Origin of the sequence: Psychrobacter sp. AOP31-B2-9, assembly GCF_052378005.1 — a bacterium.
Taxonomy (GTDB): domain Bacteria; phylum Pseudomonadota; class Gammaproteobacteria; order Pseudomonadales; family Moraxellaceae; genus Psychrobacter.
Genome location: NZ_JBQSXG010000092.1, coordinates 1 through 12,351, shown reverse-complemented (window position 1 = coordinate 12,351; position 12,351 = coordinate 1). Strand labels below are relative to the sequence as shown.

Annotated in this window: 11 protein-coding genes; 10 read left to right on the top strand and 1 reads right to left on the bottom strand. The window is 42.2% G+C overall.

Going from position 1 to position 12,351, the window contains the following annotated elements:
• The first annotated feature begins 31 nt into the window (after window positions 1–31).
• From ACT3SX_RS10500 to ACT3SX_RS10470, 7 genes are all read left to right on the top strand, one after another.
• Window positions 32–1,507 carry a hypothetical protein gene (locus ACT3SX_RS10500; protein WP_192519733.1) on the top strand — a complete coding sequence of 492 codons (1,476 nt, stop codon included), beginning with the start codon at window positions 32–34 and terminating at the stop codon, window positions 1,505–1,507.
• Between the two features lie 186 nt (window positions 1,508–1,693).
• A complete protein-coding gene (locus ACT3SX_RS10495) occupies window positions 1,694–1,930 on the top strand; it encodes a PA3496 family putative envelope integrity protein (RefSeq protein WP_192519734.1) in 237 nt (78 codons plus the stop codon).
• 435 nt (window positions 1,931–2,365) lie between these two features.
• Window positions 2,366–2,923: a UPF0149 family protein gene (locus ACT3SX_RS10490; protein ID WP_192519735.1), complete on the top strand. Its 558-nt coding sequence runs from the start codon at window positions 2,366–2,368 to the stop codon at window positions 2,921–2,923.
• 34 nt (window positions 2,924–2,957) lie between these two features.
• Window positions 2,958–3,467, top strand: coding sequence for a hypothetical protein (locus ACT3SX_RS10485; protein WP_192519736.1), 510 nt, complete (start codon window positions 2,958–2,960; stop codon window positions 3,465–3,467).
• A 23-nt stretch (window positions 3,468–3,490) separates the two neighbouring features.
• Window positions 3,491–3,949 carry a YbjQ family protein gene (locus tag ACT3SX_RS10480; protein WP_192519737.1) on the top strand — a complete coding sequence of 153 codons (459 nt, stop codon included), beginning with the start codon at window positions 3,491–3,493 and terminating at the stop codon, window positions 3,947–3,949.
• A gap of 49 nt (window positions 3,950–3,998) precedes the next feature.
• Window positions 3,999–4,469: a YbjQ family protein gene (locus ACT3SX_RS10475; RefSeq protein ID WP_192519738.1), complete on the top strand. Its 471-nt coding sequence runs from the start codon at window positions 3,999–4,001 to the stop codon at window positions 4,467–4,469.
• Window positions 4,470–5,359: 890 nt separating this feature from the next.
• A complete protein-coding gene (locus tag ACT3SX_RS10470) occupies window positions 5,360–6,283 on the top strand; it encodes a bile acid:sodium symporter family protein (protein WP_192519739.1) in 924 nt (307 codons plus the stop codon).
• 305 nt (window positions 6,284–6,588) lie between these two features.
• Here ACT3SX_RS10470 and ACT3SX_RS10465 read toward each other — a convergent pair whose 3' ends face one another.
• Window positions 6,589–7,761, bottom strand: coding sequence for a formate/nitrite transporter family protein (locus ACT3SX_RS10465; RefSeq protein WP_318779535.1), 1,173 nt, complete (start codon window positions 7,759–7,761; stop codon window positions 6,589–6,591).
• Window positions 7,762–8,141: 380 nt separating this feature from the next.
• Here ACT3SX_RS10465 and ACT3SX_RS10460 point away from each other — a divergent pair, with 380 nt between their 5' ends.
• From ACT3SX_RS10460 to ACT3SX_RS10450, 3 genes are all read left to right on the top strand, one after another.
• On the top strand, window positions 8,142–8,579 hold the full coding sequence (locus ACT3SX_RS10460; RefSeq protein ID WP_192519740.1) for a hypothetical protein: 438 nt from the start codon (window positions 8,142–8,144) through the stop codon (window positions 8,577–8,579).
• Window positions 8,580–8,709: 130 nt separating this feature from the next.
• Window positions 8,710–11,643 carry a valine--tRNA ligase gene (locus ACT3SX_RS10455; RefSeq protein WP_192519741.1) on the top strand — a complete coding sequence of 978 codons (2,934 nt, stop codon included), beginning with the start codon at window positions 8,710–8,712 and terminating at the stop codon, window positions 11,641–11,643.
• 153 nt (window positions 11,644–11,796) lie between these two features.
• Complete coding sequence (locus ACT3SX_RS10450) at window positions 11,797–12,252, top strand: hypothetical protein (protein ID WP_442062591.1); 456 nt, start codon at window positions 11,797–11,799, stop codon at window positions 12,250–12,252.
• Window positions 12,253–12,351: the final 99 nt, after the last annotated feature.

Sequence of the window (12,351 nt, the reverse complement as noted above, 5' to 3'; positions counted from 1 at the left end):
ATTTCTTTTATCCAAAAAAGTTTAACATATCATGACGTATTTAGCGCCGCGGCAAGGGTTGTTTGCCATTATTCTTCTGGTTAGTTTTTGTTTGCAGACTCTCTTATTGGTCATTAGTACTGATCAACAGTTGAGCAAAAGTCGCGCGTTAAAAGGCGAGCAGATGGTTGCACAGCTGATTGATGAAGCTAGGCTGTCTTTAGAAAATAAAGACCGTGTCAGCCTAAGTGTGATTGCCAATCGCTATACCAGCGAGCAAGACGTAACAAAGATACTGATCACTGACAATAAAGATGAAGTATTAGTGCCAGTTGGCAATGCCCCTATGCAGCAGGGTGAGACGATTCGTCAAATTGCTACGAATGGTGATGCTGTCATTGGTAGTGTTGCTCTGACCTTAAAGGATATTAGTAAAGGCGAGATTATCGCCATGCAATGGCCGTTTGTCATTGGCACTATGCTGCTGCATTTACTACTTTGGCTCATTTATGGCTATATTGCCCGTCCAACCAAAGAGCAAATCAATGCGCTCAGCCGTGATATTCAAGATTTGCATCGCGATCAGTATGTAGAAATCAATCAGCGCAATCGTAATCGCGAAAGCCGATCAGTGGATAGCCAAGTAAATGAACATAAAGAAACAGCCAGTCCCGTTGAAAACCCAATAGAAAAACCAACAACCAATGCTCGTAAATTTAATGTACATAGTGAAGTAAATGAGTATTTAAGAACGCAACAGAATCAAGGTGTGGAAAGTGATGCGACAGGACCTATGGCTAGTGCTGTCGATAACACCGCTACTGAGCAAGTAGAGAAAAGCACGACACAAGAAGAAACCAGTGATATTGATGACACGATTCATAAGTCTCATAATGCCACCCGCCTGTCTGCTACACGCTCACTTGATAGCGTGAGAGTGCAAATTGTCTTTCATGATGAGTTTAATATGCTTGAGCGCTTGGCACCTGCTCAACGTTTGCCGTATTTGGCATTATGTACGCAGCTACTGAACCAAGCGGTGACTGAGTTACTTAAGCAGCCGTTGCTGCTAGGTGTCAGCGCAATGAATGAACCACAATTCGATGATGGTGGTGCGAGTGTGGTGTTAAAAGCAGATAACAGTCATGCTAAGGTCGCGTTGGCAGGTGTGATGCTTGGTAAATTATACTTAATGCTCAACAAGATTATTCATGATAAGCATATTGAGCTTTCACGCTTTGCTTTACCTGCAAAAGTGGGTGTCAGCGATGACGCCCAAAGTGATGCTATGACGCAGCTACTACACAGCGTTGGCAAAAAAGAGCAAATGCTAATATTGCTCCCGAATGCTGGACTCAAACAAATCGGTAATCATGTGCAGGTTCAAAGTATCATGCGACCAACTACCGTTTATGAACGTGAGTGTGCCATATTCGATGGTGGTAATGACTCGATGATTCAACGATTAGCTGACGTCCGCAATTCAGTCCTAATGATCGAAAGTGAAGATGAGCCACATATTTCATAGAAAAGGTTTGGCGGTAACTATTTTCACCAATTTATGGATGATTGTCTGTTATATTGACTATATCGTTATCTTGGCTTAGCAGAGGAAAGTAATAAAAAGGATTGACAACGTTCAGTAGAGACTTTATAAGGCATATATATATTAATGTATTCTTAATAACTTTGCTAAAAACAATAGGAGTTTGCCATGAGTGACGCTGATATTGACGACGATTTTGATGGTGAATTTGTCGACGATGATGATGCAAAGATGGTGGAAGAGGCTGAGACTAGCGTGCGTACGCGCTTAAGCAGTCTTGAGAAGCGTCGGCTAATCGACAATCTACTAGAAGAAAAACGTTTGGCCAAAGAGTTAAAAGACGATTTAGATGACATAGATAACTTTGATGAAGATGACGACGATTGGGATGATGAGGACTTTTAATTTTTAGAGTGATGTTATGACTAAAGTGAGAAAACGTCATGTCATTTCAGTCGACTAAAGTGTTGAAGTAATAGATTATCAGCTGGTTTTATTAGGGCGTGTCCTCAACCCAATCGATAGTCATCTAAATGGGTTGAAATGGCTACATATTGCCGAACAGCAGCAAATAGCTAACTGATATCTCGATACTAGACTGACATTTCGATACTATCTGCGCTATTTTCCTTGTTTGACTGCCATTTATCTCATTTTTATTATCCTCTCTAAAATGAGAACACGCCTTAACTCACTGATCTTCTGTTTTCCCAATTTTATGGTTGTCATCAACCTATTTTGAATGTGTTATTCAGATAATCTTTAAATAATCTGTGACCTTGCATTTAATCAATCATTTATGACGACTGTAGCAATCTACTTTTCAAGGACAATTACACCATGAGTAACCAATTAAGTTTTGATGAATTACTAGACTACTTGGATAATCAAGAGAGTCAGTTTGTACTTGACAGTGTCGCTGCGCATGGATTTTTGACAGCGACGGTCATTGGGCGTCCGTTACCTAACTGGATGGATGCATTGTTTGAAGGTCATGTTAGCGAAATACCAGAAAATGTCATCGATGGCATTAAACGCTGGCGTGACTCTATCATGGCTGAGCTAAAAAACGAGACACCTATCGAGCTGCCATTTGGTGAAGATGCGGGTGACGAAGAGGTGGCTGTCGATTTTTCAGATGAGTCAGATATCGTTGCTTGGTCAATCGGTTTTGTCGATGCGATGTATGGTGAGGAAGCCAGTGATTGGTTTGAAGATGAAGAAACAGCAGAAGACGTGGCGGTATTGACCTTGCCAATGATTGTACTGAGCGGTATCGATGATGAAGATCCAGAGCTCGCTGAGATGCGTAAAGACGAAGATAAAATGGTACAAATGGCCAATAGCATCGAAGGCAATTTGACTGAGCTTTTCTTATTGTTTCATACCAATGATTAATTTTAGATATATCACCAAACGCCACAGGCCAATTATGAAAAAGCTATTATTATGTTCGATTTTGGGATTTGTTAGTTTGGTCGGTTGCACTACAACATATTCTTTAAACACGAAGAGTAATGTAAGTGTAGCGAAGATGAAGGTGGACTCAGTGAATGTTACCTTGAAGCAAAAATATGACAATCCAGTGTTTTATAGCCAAGCTGATATTGAAACGTATGTTAGTAATTGTTTAGTTACTGAGCTGTCTAAAGAGGGCAAGTACCAGGCGAATGCAAATGCTGGTTTAGATATAGATGTAGAATATAGAAGAATTTACTCGGGTGAAGCCTTTGGTATGAAAAAATCTATCGGCAGCCCCGAAATTGCCTATAGCTATCAAGTTGTTAGTGACGACAAGATCCTACAACAAAATGAAGAAAAAGAGCTTTTTGTGAATGCAGGATTATTAGGAAACTTTAACTATGTAGGTAATACTGAAAAAGAAGATGAAAATATGTATATAGATGCGTTATGTCGTCATATCGCTCAGAAAATTTACTGATTTTTTAATTAGGTCACGATACTATGCAACTCTCTAACCTTGAACACTTACCTAATTATCAAATCACCGAGCGTTTAGATGTGGTGTACGGCAGTACGGTACGCTCAAAGCACGTCGGTAAAGACTTGTTTGCTGGACTAAAAAACATCGTCGGTGGTGAGTTGACGGCTTATACCGAGCTGTTAGAAGAGTCGCGTCAAGAAGCGATAGACCGCATGATTGTCAAGGCAGAATCTTTGGGTGCTGATGCAGTCGTTGGTTTGCGTTTTTCGACCTCTAGTATCGCACAGGGAGCTTCTGAGCTATTTGTTTATGGTACTGCTGTCAAAGCGATACCCATGCCGCAGCAGTCATTTCAAAATCCGCCAAGCGATTCTCATTATCAAACGGGTCAATCGCATCACTCAGGTCAACACCCAAGTACGCAAACCCCATCATCAGAACCTACTGATGAGTTGCCACGTTTCAATCCTTTTGGTTAGATGACCGAATCTTAAAGCAGTGATGCTTTTGTATGATAAGAGACGTGCCATGAACAATTCCCTTACCCAATTTCTCATCAACTATGCACCGTTTGTTTTATTATTCGCAGCTGGTTGGTTTTTTGGCACGCGTCATGAGCGTCAGCATTTGGCACAGTTGAGCATCGACGAGCAAGCACTGAGTCATATTATTGTATCAAGCGAACGCTTTTATCGTCCCAATATCGCGGCTGATAGTCAGGGTGAGTTGGTACTAGGTAGTGTGGTGATCGGTCAAGATTACTTCAAAATGATTATCGCCCGTGTCTTAAGTATCTTTGGTAAAAATCTGACCACCTACGAGACGTTATTAGATCGCGCCCGCCGTGAGGCTATCGTACGGATGCGTACTGAGGCCAATGCCAAAGGTTGTAATCATATTTATGGTCTGCGCCTTGAGGTGACTAATGTCAATCAACTGGGTAGCATGGTAGAAGCCATCGCCTATGGTACGGCAGTCATCAGTACTGACCGTCACTAAAGTCCTGCCAATTTAAGATATATCCTTAATCTTACCTTCTTTCTTATCCCCAAAATAAGCACTTGTCTTAGGGTATGTCCTCATTTTAAAAATGATGATCAAAATAAGATAAATTGCAGTCAAACGAGGAAAATAGCGCAGATAATATCGGGATATTAACCAGATATTTGACGATGTTTGGCAAAATTTAGCTATTTTTAGCCCATTTAGAGGGCACTCGTTTGAATTGAGGACACGCCCTAGTTATCCTTGCGTTGCTATCACTGTCTAACAAGAAATTATAGAGGGTCGACTATATTATGCTTGAACTTTTCTTCTGGGGCTTCCTGCTACTTTTACAGATTGTTTTTGGGCTACTGATATTTTATGGTGTGTTTAAAGTGATGCTCTGGTCTAGTCGTACAAAGCTTTCAAAACGTACTTCAAGCTCATCTTCTGGAGATGACGTCAACAACAGTAACAGTAATCATAGCGGATATAGCAGCAATGATTCTTGTGGTGACAGCGGTAGCGATGGCGGCGGGTGTGATTGATTCTTTTCTTAGCGACAAATCTACTCGTTCTAAGCCTAATAATATAAATAATGGTATACCCTAAAGTTTTTCTGTACTTTTATATGGCGGATATCCTACGTTTGAATACTGACTGGTGAGTAGTTGAATAAAATGGATAAAGCTGCCTTTACAACGATATACTTTATGATACCGCTCTATTACGATTATTGAATATATATGAAAGATGGCATGGAATGCTGTCGAGTAATGTTGTCATACAAAACGTTGATGACGTCGATGGCTTTTACCCAAGATATCAGCAGGATTGGCTGATTAAGCATCACAAAGTTGTCATAAAACTGCCTATGTAAGGGCTCTATCTACAAGGATGTAGTTATGGAAGGTGTGGAGTTAGTCACGTTTGTAAATTCAAAAGTCATTCCCATTGGAATTTTTCTGATTATGATGGGAATGGGTCTATCCTTAGTCACCAATGACTTTAAAAGAGTCGTCAAATACCCTAAAGCAGTCGCGATAGGACTCACCAATCAGTTGCTGTTCTTACCATTAATTGGTTTTGCTTTGGCAAGCCTGATGTCACTAGAGCCTGAATACGCAATTGGGGTTATGTTATTGGTACTGTGCCCTGGTGGCACCACATCAAACCTATTTACCTATTTGGCCAAAGGCGATGTCGCGCTTTCGGTGACCATGACAGCTATCTCAAGCGTGGTCACGGTATTTAGTATTCCTATCGTACTCAGCTTTTCGCTCGTGTACTTTATGGGTGCTGGTAGTGAGTTCCAATTACCAGTGGTCAAGACCATGGTCAGCCTAATTGCACTGACTATCCTGCCTGTTAGTATTGGTATGCTGATCAAACGTTATGCCCCCAGTGTGGCAGATAAAACGCAGGTTCTGGTTTCTCGTTTTGGCGTGATATTTTTGAGCTTTTTGGTTCTATTCTTGAGCTATGTGCAAAAAGATATCATTGTAGAGGCCTTAATAGCCACTGGCCCTGTATCATTGATATTAAACGTGTCAACGATGGCACTTGGTTATTACACCAGTAAATGGTTCGGTCTGAATCCAGAACAAAGAAGATCGATTACTATGGAAGTTGGCCTACAGAACAGTACGCTTTCGATGTTTATGGCATTGACACTATTGGCCAATTATAAAATGTCGCTGACGCCAGCTATTTATACGCTAATTATGTTTTTAACCGCAGGTATTATGGTGAGAGTATTTAGCGCGCAACACAATAAGGCGAAGCAAATTGAGATAGACCGTAGTGTGATGGCAGCACGTAGGCTTTAACTTCGGGGCTTTATGTTTGGGGCTTAAGTTTTTAAACTTGAGCTTCTAAAATTGAGCTTCTAGACCTGAACTTTTAGGTTTGAGTTGGAACTCAAGCAACCGCCTTTTAATGAAGCGTTTGGTAAATTGCGGTCACCGCTTTATTGACTGAACCCCATAACTGGCTTGATATTTTAAAGCTTGTCATGGGGTTTTGCACTCGCAGTCGTCATAACTCATTCTCTTATTATTGCCGACAAGTGGCAGCAGGCAATGAGACATAGAGGAGAGCAGGGCTAAAAACACAGCTGGGCTAAGAATAAAGCTTAACGATGACGTGCATTTACTCTGGCTTTAGCGTTAGCTGTCTGCTCTTTTACTTTTTCAACTTCAAATAGGAAGGTACGGTTTTTGAGCACTGCGACAAACACCACGCCACCGATCGTATTGCCCACCAGCACTATCGCTAAAAACAGTAAGTAACGCCAAAGACTGACACTACTGCCATACAGTAAGGCAGAAAACACCTCGATGTTGCCCACGATACTATGATGTAAACCTAAAAACCCGATACTGCCTGTGATGATGGTGACTAAGACAATTCGGCTAAGGGTATCGCGTGCTGAGGTCACTAGCCATGCGGTAACGCCCATCATCCAACCAGCCAGTACTGAACTGCCAAATATCACCCACCACTCAAACGTTAAAACATGCTCGGCATAAGTGTCAATGTCGCTGGCACTAAACAGCTGCATGTTTAAGCCGAGGCCAATCATCAATGCGGCAAATAAACAACCACCAACCAGATTACCAGCGATGACAATGCCCCATAAACGTAGCAATTTATTCAAGGGTTCAATACCGTTGAGCACTGGCAAGCTTAGTAGGGAGGTTTGCTCGGTAAATAATAACGACTGACCGATGACCACAATAATGAAGCCGATGGGGTAAAGTAATGAGGCGAGTACGATGGCGTATTCACTGGGTATGACTCCGCTGAGGAGCGCAAAAGCCGATAAAATCATAAAGAAGCTAATACCAATTTCAAGCCCAGCGGTAAAAGCACTGGTAAAGAGTGAGCCAAGCGAGCGCTCAAAGGTTTCTTTGGCGTCCATGACTTGCTCGACTAGGATGCTGGCATAGCTTTTTGCATGACTCGAATCATTGTCATTGGCGACTTTTTTGATGGTTTCTTTGTCTTCGTCACTGATTTCTTCTGGGAGATCATCCTCTTTTATGTCTTCAGTGGTCTTTGTTTTATCAGCATCGTCACTGTCTTTGTTGTTGCCATTAGCACTAGTATTGTCATTAGCTTTGCTATCGGCGCTGTCTTCCTCAGAGTCTTTTTGGTTGCTTTTTTGCTGACTGTCTTGACGGCTTTCTTTTTGACCTTTTTGCTTTCCTGCTTTATGACTGTCATCAGCCACACCCTCATAATCTGCATATGAGTTCTGTGGGTCTTTTTGATGATTAGTATGACTATCAGTATCTTGGGGCACGGTAAGCTCACTGGTTAAGAGGGAATAATTTTAGTATCTGATCTATTCTATAGCAGGACTATAATCTATTATGTTTAGTATTCAGCTGATTGCTGTTGTTAATTCTTTATCCTGACTCTTAGTCAAATCTATTTTTTAGTAGACCTCTTGCAAAAGTACCAGTTCATTGACTTCCACTAATAGAACCGCAAGAACTAGCGATGACTTATGCAAGAGGTATAATGTAGCGGTGAGAGATTATGAGAACATTATCTAAATATAGCCCTTGGCAAAGCGAGATGGTAGTGACGGCTAGTCTTCTGAAGCTTGATTTATTATCCGATAAGCAAATTGTCGAATAAGCTCATTACTTACTTGATAACGAATACTACGATGATGAGATGTTATCGATAATTGATGATGACCCTATATATCCGAGAGGCAATAAAGAGTCACTTCAAAGAGCACTTTCTGGTTTAGGCTTTCCAGATATTAATACAGAGCAGGCTAAGTGGATTTATACTTATGCCATCGTTCATGTATTTATTGAACAGCCTGAAAATTACCATATTTTTGAGGATAGTCAGTTAGATATTTATAATAAATTCTATGAGTTTTTAGATGAGGGTAGTCATCTACAAGCAGTAGATGGGTTTAAAGGTTTGATTTATCAATTAGATGATGCTTATGGCAACGTAAAAATGGGAGAAGTTTACAAAGGTTATAATGATCCATCGACGCTAATGATCTTAGAAAAAGAGTTTTTTCGACTTTGTAAGCAGTGGGTGAAAGATAATAAGCCAAAGATAGAGTGTATTTTCGAAGAGCTATACGCTTAAATGACCTTAGCATCTAACAAAATCTGCCTATCTGCGTTAAAATCACTCTATTCATTATTTTCCTAATTTTTATATTAGCTTTAATCCAATTAATTTTGATCACATTCAATCAATAAAAGATAATGCCATTATGAGTAACCACAACCTCACCACATCTATTCAAGCGGCCTTAAGCCAGTTAGAGAATGCGTATAATCCTGCACAAGTCGAAGCAGGCATGTATCAAAGCTGGGAAGAGAGCGGCTATTTTCAGCCGACATTTGATAAAGACGAGTCGTTTTCTATCGCGCTACCACCGCCGAACGTTACAGGCTCGCTGCACATGGGTCATGGCTTTAACAATGCGATTATGGATGCACTCACGCGTTATCACCGTATGGATGGTGACAATACGCTGTGGCAACCGGGTACAGATCACGCTGGTATCGCCACCCAAATGGTTGTTGAACGTCGCCTAGAAGCGCAAGGCTTGAAGCGCCGTGATATGACGCGTGCAGACTTCATCGATAAAGTGTGGGAGTGGAAAGAAGAGTCGGGCGGCAATATCACCAGCCAAATTCGCCGTTTGGGCAGCTCGGTTGACTGGTCGCGTGAGCGCTTTACCATGGATGATGGTCTATCCAACGCGGTAAAAGAAGTGTTCGTTCGTCTGTTTGATGATGGTCTTATTTATCGCGGTAAGCGTCTAGTGAATTGGGATCCTAAGTTCCAGACTGCGCTGTCTGACTTAGAAGTAGAGAACCATGACGAAAAAGGCAGCTTGTGGCATTTCCGCTATCATTTCACCGATGCAGACCTAACCACTCAAGATGGCAAAAACTATCTGGTAGTAGCGACCACGCGTCCTGAAACCTTATTAGGTGATACCGCTGTCGCCGTCAATCCTAGCGATGAGCGTTATGCACACTTAGTGGGCAAGACCATTACCTTACCAATTACTGGTCGTGTCGTACCTATCGTCGCTGATGACTATGTCGAGAGCGACTTTGGTACGGGCTGTGTCAAAATCACCCCAGCGCATGATTTTAACGATTATGAATTGGGTCGTCGTCATGACTTGCCATTGATTAATATCTTGGATGAGCGCGCCAATATCCTACCAGCGATGGAAGTCTATCCTGATCTGCAAACGCGTGAGCCAGAGCTAGAGACCACGCCTAGCGAGTATGCAGGGCTAGAGCGTTTCGCTGCGCGTAAGTTCCTTGTGGCGCAAGCAGGCGAGCAGGGCTGGCTAGAAGACATCGAAGACTACGCCCTAAAAGCCCCACGTGCTGAGCGTGGCGGTACGATCGTTGAGCCATGGTTGACCGATCAGTGGTATGTCGCGGTCAAAGAGCTGGCCAAGCCTGCGATTGACGCAGTAGAAGACGGCAGCATCGAGTTCGTCCCTGCGCAGTACAAAAACATGTACATGGCATGGATGACCGATCTACAAGACTGGTGCATCAGTCGTCAGCTCTGGTGGGGACATCGTATCCCTGCATGGTATGACGATGCGACGGGTGAAATCTATGTGGCCCGTGACGAAGTGGAAGTACGTAGCAAGTATAATCTCAGCGACGATGCCGTATTGCGCCAAGATGATGATGTGCTCGATACGTGGTTTAGCTCGGGTCTGTGGACGTTTAGTACGCTTGACTGGGCAGACGTCAACGCTGATCCGCGCGTGATGGACACTTTCCATCCAACCAGCGTGCTCGTGACAGGTTTTGACATTATTTTCTTTTGGGTCGCCCGCATGATCATGATGACCATGCACTTCGTGAAAAACGAAGACGGCACGCCGCAAGTACCGTTTAAGACCGTCTATGTGCATGGTCTGGTACGTGATGGTAATGGTCAAAAAATGTCAAAATCAAAAGGTAATGTCTTAGATCCAATCGATCTAATCGACGGTATTGATCTAGAAGCGCTGGTAGACAAACGCACCAGCAATATGATGAATCCAAAAGACGCGGCCAAAATCGAAAAGCAAACGCGTAAAGAGTTCCCAGAAGGCATCCCAGCGTATGGAACCGACGCACTGCGCTTTACCTTTACCTCATTGGCCAGTACTGGTCGCGATATCAACTTTGATCTAAAGCGTGTCGAGGGCTATCGTAACTTCTGTAATAAAATCTGGAACGCCAGTCGTTTTGTACTGATGAACTGTGTCGATGGCGAAGGCAGTGCCAAGCCTATCGATCAAGCGGCCAACCCTGATGTTTGGGAGCTACCAGAAAAATGGATCATGAGTCGTCTGAACTCTAGTATTGCCAATATCCATCAGCATTTCGCCCAGTATCGTCTCGATATGGTCAGCCAAGATATCTATGAGTTTATCTGGAATGAGTACTGTGATTGGTACGTTGAGCTAGCCAAAGCCAGTCTAAACGATGACTCAGTGTCGGATGAGCGTAAAGCGCAAATCCGCTATGTGCTACTGCATGTGCTAGAGACAGCACTACGCTTCACTCATCCAATCATGCCGTATCTGACTGAGCAAATCTGGCAGACCATCGCGCCGCTACTGGGTCGAAAAAACACCGACAGCATCGTGGTCGCTGACTATCCACAGACCGATGATAGCCAAATCAGTGAGCAGACAGAAGCGGATATGGCGTGGTTACAGGAGCTAATCGCGAGCGTCCGTAACATCCGTGGTGAGATGAAACTGGGTAATGCGGTACGTTTACCAGTACTGCTACAGAATATCTCGCTAGCAGAAGATGAGCGCCTATCGCGCATTGCCAATCAGTTTAAAGCGCTCGCTAAAGTAGATAGCTTAGCCATCGTCAAAGAGGGCGATGAAGTACCGCTATCATCATCAAGTATGGTCGGTCAGCTACGCGTACTCGTACCGATGAAAGGGTTAATCGATCCTACGGCTGAGCTGGCACGTCTGGATAAAGCGCATGAAAAGCTACAAAAGCAAGCTGATGGTATCGCGCGTAAGCTAGGTAATGAAGGCTTTGTCAGCAAAGCACCTGCACAAGTGGTCGAAGCAGAGAAAGCGAAACTGGCTGAGCTAGAAGGGCAGTTGACCGCGATGACGGCGCAAATGGAAGAGTTGAAAGCGTTGTAATGTTTCTAAATTAGCTACGAAAAAGCCACCTAATTTTAGGTGGCTTTTTTATACTCATAAAAGTCTTCAAACGTTGATTACAATACTTTATAATCATAAGGTTAGTTTGAGTTTTGTTGATTAATAATTTCATAAACATTTGGAATAATAACTATGTTCTTAAAAAAACTTGAAATCAAAGATATGTTTGGCATCTTTAACTATTCTTTAGATTTTAATGATGATATGACAATTATAACTGCACCTAATGGATATGGAAAAACAATCTGTCTGAAAATTATACATTCGATATTTAATCTTAATTTTATGTACTTTGCCGAGCTTGATTTTGATCAGATATCCTTGACTACGGATAAAGGTACTCTATCAATAGTAAAAACGGCAGTTGTTAAAAAAAGTAGAGATATAAAGCAAGTATCTTTATTTAGTCACGAAGAAATAAATGGTGAAAGTCCTTTTTTTGATGAAGATATTGTTTTGTTCGATAATAAGCAAAACGAATTAGAAGTACCTAAAAAATTAGAAATTGTAATGCAGTTTGATGGTGTTATAAAGATACATCCTATAAATCTTGATGAACATTACGAACTATATCGTAGGCACTTATAGTCAGTTCAAAACAAAAGTGTTATAGCTAGGACAAACATCATAAAACAATTTAGATAAGTCATTTTCCATCCAACCTTGACGTAGAAACTTCACCTGAGT